11 protein-coding genes are annotated in these 16891 nt (G+C 39.9%); 3 read left to right on the top strand and 8 right to left on the bottom strand.

Annotated features, from left to right (window positions below; translation table 11 throughout):
* Window positions 1-243: 243 nt before the first annotated feature.
* Window positions 244-7326: a BspA family leucine-rich repeat surface protein gene (locus tag ACKWBX_RS12395; protein WP_413969015.1), complete on the top strand. Its 7083-nt coding sequence runs from the start codon at window positions 244-246 to the stop codon at window positions 7324-7326.
* A gap of 4 nt (window positions 7327-7330) precedes the next feature.
* A complete protein-coding gene (locus ACKWBX_RS12400; RefSeq protein ID WP_413969016.1) occupies window positions 7331-8263 on the top strand; it encodes a PorP/SprF family type IX secretion system membrane protein in 933 nt (310 codons plus the stop codon).
* 621 nt (window positions 8264-8884) lie between these two features.
* Here ACKWBX_RS12400 and ACKWBX_RS12405 read toward each other — a convergent pair.
* From ACKWBX_RS12405 to mvaD, 5 genes are all read right to left on the bottom strand, one after another.
* On the bottom strand, window positions 8885-9727 hold the full coding sequence (locus ACKWBX_RS12405; RefSeq protein ID WP_413969017.1) for a pseudouridine synthase: 843 nt from the start codon (window positions 9725-9727) through the stop codon (window positions 8885-8887).
* A gap of 63 nt (window positions 9728-9790) precedes the next feature.
* Window positions 9791-10741 carry a carbon-nitrogen hydrolase family protein gene (locus ACKWBX_RS12410; protein WP_413969444.1) on the bottom strand — a complete coding sequence of 317 codons (951 nt, stop codon included), beginning with the start codon at window positions 10739-10741 and terminating at the stop codon, window positions 9791-9793.
* Between the two features lie 2 nt (window positions 10742-10743).
* On the bottom strand, window positions 10744-11646 hold the full coding sequence (locus ACKWBX_RS12415) for a geranylgeranylglycerol-phosphate geranylgeranyltransferase (protein WP_413969018.1): 903 nt from the start codon (window positions 11644-11646) through the stop codon (window positions 10744-10746).
* A 10-nt stretch (window positions 11647-11656) separates the two neighbouring features.
* Entirely contained in the window at window positions 11657-12595 is a 939-nt protein-coding gene (locus tag ACKWBX_RS12420; RefSeq protein WP_413969019.1) for a mevalonate kinase family protein, read from the bottom strand.
* Window positions 12596-12736: 141 nt separating this feature from the next.
* Window positions 12737-13822: a diphosphomevalonate decarboxylase gene (mvaD, locus tag ACKWBX_RS12425; RefSeq protein ID WP_413969020.1), complete on the bottom strand. Its 1086-nt coding sequence runs from the start codon at window positions 13820-13822 to the stop codon at window positions 12737-12739.
* Window positions 13823-13901: 79 nt separating this feature from the next.
* Between mvaD and ACKWBX_RS12430 the strand changes: the two genes are divergently transcribed.
* Window positions 13902-14375: a TspO/MBR family protein gene (locus ACKWBX_RS12430; RefSeq protein WP_413969021.1), complete on the top strand. Its 474-nt coding sequence runs from the start codon at window positions 13902-13904 to the stop codon at window positions 14373-14375.
* On the opposite strand, the gene ACKWBX_RS12435 is transcribed toward ACKWBX_RS12430, so the two are convergent.
* Genes ACKWBX_RS12435 through ACKWBX_RS12445 form a run of 3 tightly spaced genes read right to left on the bottom strand, consistent with a single transcriptional unit; the run spans window position 14372 to window position 16887 of the window.
* Complete coding sequence (locus ACKWBX_RS12435) at window positions 14372-14914, bottom strand: DUF1697 domain-containing protein (protein WP_413969022.1); 543 nt, start codon at window positions 14912-14914, stop codon at window positions 14372-14374. The genes ACKWBX_RS12430 and ACKWBX_RS12435 overlap by 4 nt on opposite strands.
* Before the next feature lie 12 nt (window positions 14915-14926).
* The gene (locus ACKWBX_RS12440) at window positions 14927-16195 is read right to left on the bottom strand and encodes a BaiN/RdsA family NAD(P)/FAD-dependent oxidoreductase (RefSeq protein WP_413969023.1); all 1269 of its coding nucleotides are present in this window, start codon (window positions 16193-16195) and stop codon (window positions 14927-14929) included.
* Complete coding sequence (locus tag ACKWBX_RS12445) at window positions 16195-16887, bottom strand: glycerophosphodiester phosphodiesterase (protein WP_413969024.1); 693 nt, start codon at window positions 16885-16887, stop codon at window positions 16195-16197. The genes ACKWBX_RS12440 and ACKWBX_RS12445 overlap by 1 nt, the downstream gene beginning before the upstream one ends.
* Window positions 16888-16891: the final 4 nt, after the last annotated feature.

Below are 16891 nucleotides of genomic sequence, written 5' to 3' on the forward strand. Positions count from 1 at the left end.
AATAGGATTAAAGTCGTTTAATCCATCTGCAACAACATCCCTAGAAAGCTCAATCATAAAGTCTCTATCTACTTTTAAAATAAGAACATTTTGGATTTAGAAGATTCACGGTTTACCGTGTTTTAGGGGAAAAACCCTCCTATTACATTTGTATTTAACACCTCCCTGAAAACCGTGAATTAAAATAAATGTTAAAATATTTACTGACAGTTTCCGTTACTATCAAACACTTTTTTAACCACCATGACTAAGAAACTATTTCCCCTTTTTCTACTATTTTTAAGTTGTAACCTATTTGCCCAAGATTTTTCAGCTATCTGGAATACGACCAACGAAAGTTTCGGCTCTTCATTGGCCAACGAAATCACCATACCAACAAACCCAGCGTATACCACCTACAATTATGATGTAGATTGGGGAGATGGCAACAATGATACTGGCGTAACAGGAGATATTACTCATACCTACTCCACACCCGGCAACTATACCATATCCATTAGCGGTACGTTTCCTGCCATATATTTCAATAATACGGGAGATAAGCTTAAAATCATTGAAATCTTGAGTTGGGGTACTATTGAGTGGCAGACTATGGAAGATGCTTTTCATGGTTGCGAAAACTTGAATTTCGACTCTATTGACGCGCCTGATTTAAGTGCTGTTACCACATTGCAAAACATGTTCAGGAATTGCATCACATTCAATGGTATCGTAAACAATTGGGATGTTAGCACTATTGAAAATATGTCGGGATTATTTGCTGGTGCACGCGTTTTTAATCGACCTGTGGACCGTTGGACCACAAATGCCGTCACCAATATGTCTGAGACATTTTCAGGTGCGAACCTTTTTAATGAACCCTTGGATAATTGGCGAGTTGATAACGTAACCGACATGTCATTAATGTTCAGTGGTGCGGGCAGGTTCAATAGGAACATTAGTAATTGGAATACGACACAAGTGTTGAACATGAGCGGAGCCTTCCGTTATACAAATAGCTTTAATCAGCCACTAAATGACTGGACGGTAGATAATGTGACGGATATGTCAAATATGTTCGAAGGTTCAGCATATGACTTACCATTGACTAGTTGGAACGTGGATAAAGTAACGGATATGTCCGGTATGTTCTCGCAGTATAGCAATTTTAACCAAGATATCAATAATTGGACCGTGAGTGCAGTGACGGATATGTCGCAAATGTTTCATAGAGCAACAAGGTTTAATCAACCCCTTGAAAACTGGGATGTAAGCAACGTAACCAATATGAGCGGAATGTTCGATGGTTTCTTCATAGACATGATATTTGATCAGCCTTTAAATGCTTGGGATGTGAGCAAAGTAGAAGATATGAGCAATATGTTCAGGGATTGCCCATCCTTCAACCAACCACTGAATCTATGGTTGGTCAATGAAGTAACCAATATGAGCGGAATGTTCGAAAATGTTATACTATTCAACCAAGATATTACGGGTTGGAATGTTGGCAAAGTAGAAAACATGAGTAATATGTTCAGGGGAGCCGAAGCATTCAATCAGCCCCTAAACGCTTGGACGCCCACCGCAATTACAAACCTGTCCGGTATGTTCAGTGCTGCAAGTCAATTTAATCAACCATTGGACACTTGGGACGTGACGTTGGTCACCAACTTCAGCAATATGTTCCAGAATGCAACGCTCTTTAACCAAGACCTTAGAGGTTGGGTAATGGACTCGGCTACAAATATGAGAGGAATGTTCCAAAATGCCGCTGCCTTTGACCTTGATCTGGGCTCTTGGAACATTAGCAACGTATCGGCCATGAACGATATGCTTTCAAACTCAGGACTGTCACAGGAAAACTATGACAATACCTTGATCGGTTGGGCCGCACAGACAGTGCGCGAAAATATAAGTTTGGGGGCTACCGGCCTAAACTATTGTGACGCATTAGATGAAAGACAAGACCTTATAGACAATTTTAGCTGGAACATCACCGGAGATATTGTGAATTGCTCATTTGTACTGTGCACAGAATTGATTTCACCAATTGATGGAGATACGAACGTCCCTGCGAGTGCGAACCTGACTTGGGCGCAGACACCCGGTGCAACAGGTTACTATGTTACCGTTAGGATCGAGCGTGGAGGCGTCACGTCCACCCCGTTCAATGATCTTCAAGTAGTTGGTGGTAATACAACCGGTCTAAATTTAGAAGACGGAGGCGGTAACGATCTATTGCAACCAGGCGATGAAGTGTTCGTGACCGTTGTACCCTACAACGACACCGATGGTCGTGCAACTGGATGTACCGAAGAAAGTTTTACGGTAGTACCATCTTGGGTCAACAGCCCCGATGCATTTAAATTTACAATCGATACTAGAAACTTGGATAGAAATTCATCCGGAATAAATCAACTTAGACTGGAACATAACAATACCTATAGAAACGACTATAATTATTCCGTTGATTGGGGAGATGATCAATTTGATAATAATGTAACCAGTGAAATAACCCATACCTACCCCTCACCGGGCATCTACACGGTTTCCATAATACGAGATTATCCCTCACACATTTACAATTCCTCCAACCGAGATAACCTAAAACTTTTATCCATAGATCAATGGGGCACCTATGAATGGAAAAGTATGAGACAAACTGCATACTTCTGTGAAAACATGGTATATAACGCAACGGATATACCTGATTTATCTCAGGTAACTATTATGAGTAGTATGTTTCGCCGAGCCATTAATTTCAATGGAGACATCAATAATTGGGACGTTGGTAATGTTGAAAATATGAGCAACATGTTTTACCAGGCCTCTATTTATAATCAACCTATGGATCTATGGGATGTGTCCAGTGTAACTACCATGGCCCAAATGTTAGATTCTGCACCGGCATTTGACAAACCCATTGGGATGTGGGAAGTAGGAAATGTCGAAAATATGAACAGCATGTTCAGAGGTGCTATAGCGTTCAATCAACCCCTTAACGGATGGGATGTGATTAAGGTTACGGATATGGCCAGTATGTTCAATAACGCAACATCTTTTAACCAACCTTTGAATGATTGGGATGTAGATAATGTTACAAATATGTCCAGTATGTTTTCATCCGCTACTGCCTTCAATCAACCTTTAAATCTTTGGAAAGTAGATGAAGTACTGACCATGCAAAGTATGTTCAGTTCAGCTTCTGCATTCAACCAAAACCTCAATGATTGGGACGTAGATAAAGTGACCAATATGTCACTTATGTTTTCATCTGCAACGTCATACGATCAGCCAATGAATAATTGGAATGTTCTGGCCGTAACCAATATGTCCGGGATGTTCCGATTTGCTTCAACCTTTGACCAAAACCTCAATGATTGGGATGTGACCAATGTCATTGATATGAATTCGATGTTCAGAAGGGCCCTAGCATATAATCAACCAATGGATGAATGGGAAGTAGATTCTGTCGTAAACATGAGCACTATGTTCGAGTCCGCTGAAGCATTTGATCAACCTTTGAACGAATGGGACGTGAGTGCGGTAGCGAACATGTCCTCCATGTTCAGGTATGCCCTCGCGTTCAATCAGCCTTTGAATTCTTGGGTCGTATCCTCAGTAACATTAATGCCGTCAATGTTTGAAGGTACCGCTGCTTTCAATGAAGAAATCGGCAACTGGAACGTTGCTTCTGTTACCAACATGCAATCCATGTTCAAAGATGCCCTATTATTTGACCAGCCTATACAAAGCTGGGATACCGGTGAAGTGCTGACCATGCAGGAAATGTTTGAAGGTGCAGAAACCTTTAACCAAAATATTAATGGTTGGAACGTATCTTTTGTTCAAACCATGCGCAGTATGTTTCAGGGAGCCTTAACTTTTAATCAAGACTTAGATTCTTGGAATGTTGCTTCGGTAACCGATATGGAAAGTATGTTCCAAAGCGCAACGGCATTTAATGGAGCTATAGGAAGTTGGAACGTGAGAGGGGTTACTACAATGGAGGATATGTTCAATACCGCAATCGCATTTGACCAAGACATTTCTAATTGGCGAGTATCCGGAGTACTGAATATGGAAAGTATGTTCCAAAACGCGACCAGTTATAATCAGCATATGGATAGTTGGATTTTAGGAACTACAAATATGCGAAACTTTTTAAGGGACGCTACTGCCTTTAACCAATCTTTAGCTGAGTGGGACGTAAGCAATATCACCGATATGCAAAACATGTTGGACAACACCGCTATTGAACGTACCAATTATGACAATATCCTGATTGCGTGGTCAGAACTGACACTTACCCCAGGTATAACTTTTGGAGCGTTAACATTACCCTACTGTGATGCGCTTGAGGAAAGGCAATCTATTATTGATACGTACGGTTGGAATATTGTGGGTGATGTCAGAGACTGTCCTATACCGGAATGTACCGTATTGACCTCTCCGCTGAACGGCGACACCGACGTGCCTGTTAATACCAATATCACTTGGGAACCTGCATTGTATGCAAGAGGGTACCGTCTTACGGTAGGAACCAGCCCCATTGGAAACGACATAGTGGATGACGAAACGATCAATGACGAAACTTCATACGAATTTACATCTGATTTCAATACCGGTGATGTCGTTTATGTAACTATAATTCCTTTTAACGATGAAGGGGATGCCGTAGGACCCTGTACCGAGGAAAGTTTCACAATCTCGAGTGACCCTGCAACCATACCGGATTGTACCAACTTGAACGAACCTTTGAACGGTGATAATGATGTTGAGATTACTACGGATTTAAGTTGGAATCCCATTTCTAATGCTGATGGATACCGGTTAACCGTAGGAACAACTACAGGAGGCAACGATTTAGTAGATGACGAAGATGTGGGTAATAGTCTCATCTACGAATTTAGTACAGACCTTCCTGAAGACACTGATATTTTCGTAACTGTAACGCCTTATAATGATGAAGGCGATGCAATGAGTTGTGTAGAGGAAAGTTTTGATACCGAATTGATTCCCGTTCCTCCTAGTTGTACCAATTTGATAAGTCCAGCAAATAACGATACCGATGTCCCCATTGATACCAATTTAAGTTGGACACCTGTTGATGGTGCAACGGGCTATTTGGTTAGTGTTGGAACCACATCAGGTGGTATAGAAGTCGAAAACAATATCGATGTAGGCAACATGACCACTTTTGATATTTCGGATGATTTGTTAGAAAACAGAAGGTATTATGTTACTATTATCCCTTACAATGACGTGGGCGATGCAACAGGCTGTATTGAGGAAACCTTTCAAACAGGAGATTCTTCAAGCCCTCCATCTTGTGTATTATTGTCAGACCCGTTGAACGGGGCGGAAGGAGTAACTTTGGACACCAATATCTCATGGGATGGTTCGGGTACAGCTGATGGTTATCGTTTAACGGTAGGTACCTCAAGTGGCGGCACGGAGATATTCACAGGAGACCTAGGTGATGTAACCACGTTTGACTTAGCCGATGACCTTCCTGAAAATACAACGATATACGTAAATATTACGGCCTATAACGTAAACGGTGATTCTACCGGCTGTACCGAACAAAGTTTTATGACAGACGGTCCGCCATTGTGTACTAGCCTGATAGCTCCTGCTAATCTTGATACCAATGTTGCTATAAATCTTTCCAGTATTGAATGGAATGCTAGTGCGGACGCGGACGGATATACGCTGACCGTCAATGCTAGTAGCAGTACCGCAAATGACGTAACCGCTTTGGACATTCCAACGGGAACAAGCTACAGTTTCCCCAATGATTTTGAACAAGGCGAAACCGTTACTGTGACCATAATCCCTTATAATGAAATCGGGGATGCTATCGGTTGCTTATCCGAAAACTTTACTATTAAGCCTGTGCCTAACTGTACCAATCTGGTCGTACCTGCAAATAATGCCATTGAAGTACCGGTAGATACTGATATTTCTTGGACACCTATTGCAGATGCCGATGGATATAGATTAACGGTAAATGCCAGTTCAAGTACTGCTAATAATTTAACCGACGTTGATGTCAGCACGAATACATCCTACAGTTTCGCTAACGAATTTGAACAGGGAGAAATAGTAACGGTAACCATTACCCCATATAATGAAATAGGGAATGCCATAGGTTGTACTTCGGAACGTTTTACAATTGAATCAGTTCCTGACTGTACCAATCTGACTATACCTGCGAACGGAGATGTTCTTGCACAGGCTAGGGACATCACGTGGAACGCCATAGCGAATGCAGATGGTTATAGGTTAACGATCAACGGCAGTAATACTACTATTAACAATGTAACCGATTTTGAATTCATTGGAACAACCTATGTTTTTCCTAATGACTTTACACAAGGAGAAGTAGTCACCGTTACCATTGTTCCTTTCAATGAAGTTGGCGATGCCATTGGATGTACTTCGGAAAGTTTTACCATAAGACCCATACCAACTTGTACAAACTTAATTTCACCGTTAAACAATGCGACACAGGTTTCCGTAATGTCGGATGTTTCTTGGAACCCCGTCTTTGATGCCGACGGATACCGTGTTTCCGTAGGTACTGCTCCAAACGGAACCGATATCGTAAACAACGAAGATGTGGCTTCTTTAACGAGTTATACGTTTGCCGAGGATTTACCTTCTGAAACACGTATTTATGTTATGGTAATCCCATACAATACTTCAGGTGAGGCCACAGGATGTGCTTCGGATAGTTTCGAAACGGAAATAATAGCACCGAATTGTTCCACATTGATCAGTCCTGCTAACAGAGCTATTGATATACCGCTAGAAACTACCATAAGTTGGGAAGTTGTGGAGAATGCTACAGGTTACCGTCTATCCTTAGGGACCAATCCTTCTGGAACGGACATTCTGGACAATTTGGATGTTGGTATGGATACGAACTATACTCCTACAAGGGAATTCCCGTTCGATACTGAAATCTACGTGACCATTACACCGTACAACACTGTTGGGGATGCCGAACAGTGTGCAGCGCAATCCTTCATGACATTGATTCCCGAAGATGAGACAAAATATGGCTTCTCTCCGGACGGTGATGGCATCAATGAATATTGGCATATTGACAATATTCAATATCATCCAGAGAATGTAGTCAACATTTACAATAGATGGGGTGATATGGTTTTCACTATCAATAATTACGACAACAATAATAATGTGTTTGAAGGTACTGCGAATATGAGAACGAAAATGGGAGCCGGACAGCTGCCTTCCGGAACCTATTTCTTTGACATACAGATCGAAGGAGAGACCCTTCTCAAGAAAACAACTGGATACCTACTCTTAAAGCGATAACAATATGATGCCCATTAAAAAAAGTTTCACCTCTTTGGTGATGGTATGTCTTGCCATGTTCGGTATCAAAAATAGTACCGCACAACAGACCCCGACCTTTTCGGAGTACAACAACAATCCCTATCTCATCAACTCCGCTTATGCAGGGCTCACCCCGAATGCAGAACTGTCCCTCAGCAATGCCGGGTTTTTCAATCAACTGGAAGGGAGTCCCAGAAGTTTTGCCGTGAGTTTTCATACACCGCTAAATCGCGGAAAAGTAGGTCTCGGCGCGGGAATCGTTCGTGATCAAATAGGTGTTACCACTTCTACCAGTGCGTTTGCTACCTATTCCTATAAAATATTTTTTGACACAAAGTCCAATAGACCCTATTGGCAAATCTATATTCCTAATTCCCTATCTTTTTCCATATCGCCCGGGGTACAGCAATATCAGGAAGACCTTTTGCAATTAGGAATTATGGGAGACCCGAACTTTACACAGAACGTAGACGCCACCGTACCTACCGTGGGTTTGGGAATACTTCTGAACCTGGCCAACTTTCATATCGGTTTTTCAACACCCAATGTTCTAGGGGATAGGCTCGCATCCAACGACCAGGGGTTGGACCTCAACAGTGTCTACTACGGCTATATGGGATATCGCTTTTTTTCCAGTAAGTTTGAGGAGTTCATGCTCAAACCCAATTTACTGTTCAAGTACGAAAACGGAGCTCCTTTCCAAGTGGACCTTAACCTTGCCCTGAGCTTTAAAAACAAGTTCGAAATCGGAACGGGTTACCGGACCAATTCCTCCATCAACCTGCTTGCTGGTGTGTATCTCTTTAACAATATCAGGGCTATTTACAACTATAACCTCGCCGTGAACGACTCTCCACTTGGAAATACTCACGGGTTTATATTGAGTTATCAGTTTGGGGATGGGTACGCACAGTAGTTAGTAATCGTTTTCCCTAAAATTTTTAGCGATTGAAAAAATACAATTTCACGGTATGCTTACAGGAAAAATACGATTTCTAAAAGCGTGGCATTTTCTTTGGAATTGTTCTCTAAACTATTGAATTAGTTAGATATTGGAAAGTCGCATTCAATTTTGTTTCAATATGATTTTAGTTACATTTTCTTCTTATAGCAGAAAGTAAAATATTAATAAAATAAGCAACTTGACCTACTAAAAATCCAAGAATTCCATACTCAATATTAGGATTTGAAAATACAGTATTTTGATAATACCGGCGAGGTATATTTTGAAAATCAATAAAATAAAAATCAGATAAAATCAAAAGCGTACAAAGAAAACTAAAAAATAAATGAAATATGGTAAGACCATATTTCAGCTGAGCTTTAAATCTCAATAAAATCCAGTAACCTAAACCACACAATACAAACCAAATTGAAAATAATCTGAAAAAATGAACGTGTGATATTATATAGTAGGTATCATGAATATTGATATCAAAAGTAGAATCGATATCAGATCTGCAAAAACAGACTTCTAATACTAAAATAATAAACGCCAACAGCCAAAATGTTAAATATGGCTTTTTGTAGATGACCACTATTTTATTATCTTCATATTGATTACTTCTTGGTCCGTTAAATAACGCCAATGTCCCCTGGGCAAATCTCTTTTGGTGAGACTACCATAAATAACGCGATCTGACTTTATTATTTTGTATTCCAATGCTTCGAACAGGCGTTCTACGATTTTATTTCGCGAACTGTAGATTTCGATACCTACTTCTCTCTTGGGAGCATTGTCTATAAAACTGATGTCTTGAACCCGTACCACTTTCTCATCGACCATGATGCCTTCCTGAATCTTTTTCAAATCCGCACTTCGCAATTCCCGGTCTAATACCAAATGATACAGTTTTCTTAGTCCGTTTGCAGGGCTTTTTAGATTTCTGGTCAAATCTCCGTCATTGGTAAATAATAAAAGACCGGTATCTTCCTTATCCAACTTATCCACAGGCAGCAATTTGGATTTAGAAGCCTGTGATATCAGTCCGGAAACATGTCTTTTCCCTTTTTCGTCTCGTACAGTAGTGGTGAAGTCTTTCGGTTTGTTCAATAGTACATATTCCTTTTTAACAGGATTGAGTAGTTGTCCATTGAACTTTACCTCGTCGGTAAGTTTTACTTTATATCCCATCTCTGTAATGGGTTTTCCATTGACGGTGATATTTCCTGCAGCAATATAAATGTCGGCATCCCTTCTAGAACATACACCGGAATTTGAAACGTATTTGTTCAACCGGATGGAATTAGGATCCATAGGCTGCTTAGGTGGCGTATTTTTTTTGATCGGAGAATTCCCTCGAGCGTAACTCTTTTTTCGAAAATTACCTCCTTGCCTACCCGACGGCTTTCTATCCTTCTTGGAATCTCCCCTACTCATAGTTTTCTATTTTGTGCAAAGGTATGAAAATGGCTTCCGCACAAATAGATAAAACAAACTAAATCAGTCTTTAAAATCTACGGTAGATTGGCGTTCCCTGTTAACCATAAGTTTAGTAACATCAGGTCTTGAATAATGGCCTACGGCATCAAAATTCTGGCGTTCTTCATATACCCTATTAAAATCCAAATCTTGATAGATCAACCCCTCCTTGTGAAGTACCGGCTCAAGAATCCATTCCCCATCGGGTCCTGCGATACAGGATCCTCCATTGGCGAGAACTTCCGGAGCTCCGTTCAATATTTTATCAATATGCGGTGTATCCATCGGAAAATCTTCTTTCTTCATCAGCGAAGAAACAGAAATGACATAGCTTCTGGATTCCCTTGCAATAAAACGGGTGATATCTTTTGTATTGTGCTCACTCCCAGGCCAGACGGCAATATGCAGATTTTCCCCTTGTCCATATAGCGCGGCCCTTGGTAAGGGCATCCAATTTTCCCAGCAATTAAGACCTCCTACCGTAAACTGTTTTAAAGAATGTACTTGTAGTCCATTACCATCTCCGGGAGCCCAAGTTAGTCGTTCATCATACGTGGGCTGTAGTTTACGGTGTACGGATTTTAGCTCCCCTTTCTGATCAATGTACACTAAAGAACAGTAGATACTATGTCCGCCACGATCCTTGGCACGTTCCATTATCCCTAAATAAATAGCGATTTTATTTTTTTTGGCCAGTGTACAAATACTATCCAATTCCCCCGCTTCTATTTGAATGGAATTACGAACGTAGTGGCCATGAATTTCTTTGTTCACCTTTAAATCCCACTTGGCGCCATCCGTTAAGGCCAACCAAAAAGGGTATCCCGGTAACAGTGCCTCACCAAAAACAATGAGTTCCGCACCTTCTTTTGCGGCCTTATTTATAGAAGCCTCAATCTTTTTGATCGTGGCAGCTTTGTTCAGCCAAACCGGAGAAATCTGTGCCAAAGCGACTTTTAATATATTTTCCATCATTAAATTCGATTTAAAACGAGGTCTACATCAATCAGTAAAATACTAAAGACGCCCACGATAATAATCAACTTCAAAATATTATGCAACCATACATAGTGCCTTTTTGTCGTAGATTTTAATAATAATATCAAAAAGAGTATTAATAAAATGATGCATCCGGCAAAGTAAAGGTTCATGAACCCTACATCAAACTTATAAATTAAAAGTAGTGAGGGGATTAGGGTAAGAATGATCAAAATAGCAATGCATATCTTAGAAATTCTACCGCCGTAAATAATGGGGATCGTCCTGTAATTTTGGGCCATGTCCCCAGATATATTTTCCAAATCCTTTATCATTTCACGTGCTAAAATGAGCAGAAAAAGAAACATGGCATGTACAAAAATGACCGGTTCAAAATTTTTATAGTACACGAAAACGGCAAAGAATGGTGTGATGGCCAAGGTTGCCGAGACAAAATTCCCAACAAATGGCACTTTTTTTAATTTGTGGGAATAGAACCAAATTCCAAAAATATAGGCCGAAAAAAAAAGTACTGCCCTAAACGAGGCATAGCTTGCCGAAAAGACCGCCAAAAAGTTAAGCACAAAATAGGTAGACAACTTAAAACGCTGGCTGACCAACCGATCCAACATACTTTTTCTAGGCTTGTTTATTAAATCTTTTTCCGCATCATAAAAATTATTGATAATATATCCTGCAGCAATGACGAAAGTAGAAGCCAATACGATTACGAAAAGGTTTGCATCGAAAACCACTTCCCTCAACGGTAAATCGGGTGAAAGTATATAAATAGATGCCAGGTACTGCGCCAGCGCAATCATAAGAATATTGTATCCGCGCACCACGGAAAATAGACTCAATACTTTTAAAAGCAAGAGTTTATTTTTTCTTGAAAACATTTTTTGAATTTTAGAAGTTGTAAACCACTTCTAAATTGTAGTCTTTTAACGCTGTTCTGGCTTTGTCTATGTCTTCCGTAAAGCCTAGAATATAGCCTCCACCACCGGAGCCGCAAAGTTTAAGGTAGTACTCGTTGGTCTCTATGCCCTGTCTCCAGAGTTGATGGAATTTTGACGGAATCATAGGTTTGAAGTTATCCAAAACTACGTTGGAAAGTTGTTTCAAATTCCCGAACAAGGATTTTACATTACCATTTACAAAATCCTCTACGCAGGCATCCGTATGTTTTATAAACTGGTTTTTAAGCATGCTTCTGAAACCTTCCTGCTTCATTTTTTCCATGAAGAGCTGTACCATGGGTGCGGTCTCACCCGTAGAACCGCTATCCAGCAAGAAAACAGCACCTTTACCGTCCGTATTCTGGGAAGGAATGCTCGTAGATTCAATATTATCTTGGGAATTAATTAGGATAGGCAGACTTAAATAACTGTTCAAAGGATCCAATCCGGAAGATTTTCCATGAAAAAAAGACTCCATTTTACCGAAAATCATCTTTAATCGTAACAACTTTTCCCTTGTAAGATTTTCAAGTACGGTAATTTTGTCCGTAGCATACTTATCGTAAATAGCGGCAACTAGAGCACCACTACTCCCAACCCCATATCCTTGGGGAATGGAACTGTCAAAGTACATCCCATTGGATACATCCTCTTTTAAGGTTTCCAAATCAAAGGTTACCAGTTCCGGCTCTTCTTTAGAAAGATTTTCCAAATAATTCGCGAAGGACCTTAAACTTTCATTGGATTTTTTGGTGATTTCAGAAAGATTATCATCCATCTTCAAAGCACCGTTATAAAAATTATAAGGTATGGAAAGCCCTTTGGAATCTTTGATAATCCCGTACTCTCCAAAGAGTAAGATTTTAGAATAAAAAAGTGGCCCTTTCATTTTACTTAAAACAGAAAATTAAATAAAGCTCTATAAATATAAAGAACTCTTATGCAAAGTTTAACCTTTTTCCTTAAATAGCTAAACAAAATAGATAAAATCTAGACTCAAAACGATAATTTTACCTTTTCAGTATCCAATTTAATTCAATTTCTTGGCTCCATAGCCTATACGGTCGCAAATATGCTGTTGGTTTTCACAATATAACACTAACTCTTTTTGGATGAAATCGTATACTTCTTCCTTTTCTTTTTCAGGATATAACACATGAACATTGGCACCCGCATCTAACGTAAAGCAAACATGGGTTCCAGATTTTTCCCTATAAGTCCATATTTTCTGAATAATTTCCAGCGTGTTGGGTTTCATCAGAACAAAATAGGGTTGGCTGGTCATCATCATGGCATGAAGCGTTAAGGCCTCACTTTCCACGATTTTGATGAATGAATCCAAATCGCCCTTCGCAAAAATACCTTTTAAGGCACTTAAATTTTCATGGGCCTGTGCGAAGCGATTTTCCGCAAATGGATGCCCATGCATTAACTTATGCCCCACCGTGCTACTCACCTGCTTCTGTCCTTTATCTACCAATAATATAGTATCATGATACTTCTCGAAAACAGGGTGCACTTCATAAGGGTATTTAATGCCAAATAAGTCCGAACTACCTTGCGTTCCTTTATGTTCGCCCCACTGTACCAGATTACCTTCTATACTTCTACAGGCGCTTCCGGATCCCAAACGAGCTAAAAAAGAAGCTTTTGCAATGAAATGCGCTTGGGTCATTTGCCCGTTTAATTTTCGTTCCATCTCCATTAAGCATAATGCCAAGGCACTCATACCACTAGCCGAAGACGCAATTCCACTGCTGTGCGGAAAGGAATTGGAAGTTTCAATTGTAAGATGATATGATTTTAAGAAAGGTAAATAAACTTCAATGCGGTCAAGGAATGTTTCAATTTTAGGCCTAAAATCTTCGTTTGGTTTTCCCTCAAAAAATAAGTCAAAAGAAAACGAATCCTTTTCCGATTCCATTTTTGAAAAGATAACCGTAGTTATGGTGGCGCAAGCATCCAACGTAAAGCTAATAGACGGATTTGCCGGAATCTGATTTTCCTTTTTCCCCCAATACTTTACCAAGGCAATATTACTGGGCGATTTATAGGTCACTCTACCTTTTTCTATAAATGTATCGTATGTTCTAGGAATGAAATCTTTTTCGGTCATGAAAGCGACATTTCTGCAAAGATAGTTTTTCGCATCTCCAATAAAAATAAATCCTTATTTTAGAGGAAACCCTATAAATTTGAAAAAGAAACTTACCTACGTTTTCATTTCTGTCGTTATTTGCCTGATTATTGGTTTTCTCTCCAGTATTGCCACACAGACCTCTGTGGACGATTGGTACTTGACCCTGAACAAGCCCAGCTTTAATCCCCCAAATGAGATTTTTGCCCCAGTATGGACGGCACTCTATGTTATGATGGGCATTGCCGCCGGTTGGATTTGGGGAAAAGGTTTTCATCACAAGTGGGTGAAGACCGCATTGTATCATTTTGGGTTTCAGCTATTGCTAAATTCTTTATGGAGTATTGTATTTTTTGGGCTCCAACAACCTTTTTGGGGGTTCCTTGTCATCATTTCACTTCTTATCGCATTGATAGCCACTATTAGATGGTTCAAGGTAGTAAGCAAGGTTGCCGCGTTATTAATGGTTCCCTATTTGCTATGGGTCTGCTTCGCGGCATTTTTAAATTATAAAATCTGGGTATTGAACTAATCTTCTGAAAGTTCCAAAAGTTTTTTCATAGTCCTATAATTTCGGGTAGTGGCCTTTACTTTCAATTTTCGTTCTATTAAATTGTTGTTCAGCTTGGCTTTTCCATATCCGTTTTTACAACTTAAATAAACGCAATGGTCAGTAATTTTGAACGCTTCGTTTACAAATTTTTCGGTTTCAAATTCCTTGACTTTTAAGATTTCGGGGACTGTTTGCAGCAACACAAAATAAATTCGGTTATGTTCCAAATCTTCAGTATTATCAAATGGGTTTGCAGCTAAAATCATTTTTATGTCGCTCACTTTCTTGACCAATACAGGTACTTTAAAACCAAAATACTTTTCAATTTTTTGCATTATTGATTTCTCTAAGGCGATGATATAATTTGACTCGCTCTTAAAAATTACGTTTCCACTCTGTATGTAGGTCTTTATATTGGCCATCTCCTCATCTTCAAGAATTTTGCGAAGCTCGGCCATGGGAACTTTTTTCTGTCCGCTTACATTTATGCCCCGTAATAACGCTATATATGTTTCCATCAAAAAAGTTGTTTACGAATTTAAACTTTCAGTAATTCCGGCAGCCGCTATGTAAGCCCCGGTCCAAGCGTTCTGAAAATTGAACCCTCCCGTAACGGCATCGACATTGATTACCTCACCAGCAAAGAAAAGGTTCGGCATTAATTTGCTTTCATAATTTTTAAAATTTACTTCCTTTAGATCAACACCTCCCGCCGTCACGAATTCTTCTTTAAAAGTACTTTTTCCTTCAACCAAAAAAATACTATTGGTCAATTGTTCCGCCAAGGATTGTAATTGTTGTTTGGAAACTTCCGGCCAAGTGAGCTTATCAGTTATACCGACAGCCTTTGCCAAATTTAGCCATAGCCGTTTAGGAATGTCCAACACTTTTGTTCTGATAACGGTCTTCTTTTCCACTTTTTTGACATCCATGAACAACTCTAAAAGACCATCCTGATGGTATTCCGGAACCCAATTTACCTTAATCTTGAAACGATACCCGTATTCATTTAATATTCTTGCCCCCCAAGCCGAAAGTTTTAGAATGGCCGGACCACTCATTCCCCAATGCGTTATCAAAAGTGGGCCTTCAGAAAACAACTCCGCTGCCTTTTGTTTTTTATATTTTGATTTTAGATAGATGCTTTTCTTTGGCAAAACCGTGACTTCGGCATGTGTACTTACCCCAGGGATATTGGAGATTCTGCTGTCCGTAATATTAAAAGTGAAGAGCGAAGGTACCGGAGCCACAATACTATGCCCCAGTTTTGAGAGCATATCCCATATTTTTGGATTACTGCCCGTGGCAACAAGCACTTTTTTCGTTTCGAATATCGTATCGTGTGTAAGAACCCTCCAAACGTTAAGGTTTTCTTCCGTTCGTTCTAAACCCGTTACAGCAGTTTTTGTCAAAACTTCAACTCCTAGACGATTTGCTTCGGATGTAAAACAATCGATAATAGTCTGAGAAGAATCCGTCACCGGGAACATTCTACCGTCTGCCTCAATTTTTAAGGATATGCCCTTCCTTTCAAAAAATTGAACAGTATCGCCACTGGCATACGTATGAAAAGGCCCTAAAAGTTCTTTATCCCCTCGCGGATAGTTTTTTGTAAGTTCACTTGGATTAAATTCGGCATGAGTCACATTACAACGTCCACCGCCGGAAACCTTGACTTTCGTCAATACTTCCTTGCCCCTTTCCAAAATGGCAATCTTATAATTAGGATTGGCCTCCGCAATATGAATTGCACTGTAAAAACCGGCCGCCCCGCCACCTATGATAAGTACATCATACATTAACGAATACGTTCCGGATAGTTCGTAATAATACCATCTACCCCTAAACGCTTCATTTCCATTATTGCTTGTTCGTCATTCACTGTCCATGGGTAAATCTTTAAACCGGCTTGCTTGATTATTTTATTGTTCTCTCTCGTCAAGTTTTTGTAATAAGGATTTATGGCAACGGCATTTAATTCCTGGGCTATGGGTATGGCATCTACCGGGTCGTCCTCAGTCAAAACAGCGATTGCAACACTAGCGTTTAACTTGCGCATCTCCTTAAGTTCATCCCAGTTAAAACTGGATATTAAAAAATTCTCAGCGGACCAACCTTTTTCTTTGATGTAATAATTCATGATAAAATTGACCCGGTCCGAAGTGTTGGACCCCTTTAGTTCAATATTCAACGCTACCTGATTATCTATGAGTTTTAAAACATCCTGTAGCATGGGTATTTTATGATTTCCGTCCAAAATCAATTTATTTAAATCGAAAATATTGTATTCCTCTATTCTGCCACCGCTATTGGCCAGCCTGTCCACGGTCTCATCATGAAAAACGACGATCTCACCGCTTTCTATTTTGAACACATCAATTTCTATCATATCTATCCCTAGATCCAAAGCCTTCTGGACCGAAGCCAAGGTATTTTCGGTTTCATGGCCCATAGCTCCCCTATGCCCTATTACCAAAGGTTGATTTCCCATATTG

The sequence above is a fragment of the Maribacter algae genome (assembly GCF_047345745.1).
In the GTDB taxonomy this organism is placed as follows: domain Bacteria; phylum Bacteroidota; class Bacteroidia; order Flavobacteriales; family Flavobacteriaceae; genus Maribacter.

Coding starts and splice junctions, on each gene's coding strand:
- ACKWBX_RS12435 (WP_413969022.1), bottom strand. CDS start 14,914: ATGGAAACATATATAGCGTTATTACGGGGCATAAATGTAAGCGGACAG.
- ACKWBX_RS12395 (WP_413969015.1), top strand. CDS start 244: ATGACTAAGAAACTATTTCCCCTTTTTCTACTATTTTTAAGTTGTAAC.
- ACKWBX_RS12440 (WP_413969023.1), bottom strand. CDS start 16,195: ATGTATGATGTACTTATCATAGGTGGCGGGGCGGCCGGTTTTTACAGT.
- ACKWBX_RS12420 (WP_413969019.1), bottom strand. CDS start 12,595: ATGAAAGGGCCACTTTTTTATTCTAAAATCTTACTCTTTGGAGAGTAC.
- mvaD (WP_413969020.1), bottom strand. CDS start 13,822: ATGACCGAAAAAGATTTCATTCCTAGAACATACGATACATTTATAGAA.
- ACKWBX_RS12415 (WP_413969018.1), bottom strand. CDS start 11,646: ATGTTTTCAAGAAAAAATAAACTCTTGCTTTTAAAAGTATTGAGTCTA.
- ACKWBX_RS12410 (WP_413969444.1), bottom strand. CDS start 10,741: ATGGAAAATATATTAAAAGTCGCTTTGGCACAGATTTCTCCGGTTTGG.
- ACKWBX_RS12405 (WP_413969017.1), bottom strand. CDS start 9,727: ATGAGTAGGGGAGATTCCAAGAAGGATAGAAAGCCGTCGGGTAGGCAA.
- ACKWBX_RS12400 (WP_413969016.1), top strand. CDS start 7,331: ATGATGCCCATTAAAAAAAGTTTCACCTCTTTGGTGATGGTATGTCTT.
- ACKWBX_RS12445 (WP_413969024.1), bottom strand. CDS start 16,887: ATGGGAAATCAACCTTTGGTAATAGGGCATAGGGGAGCTATGGGCCAT.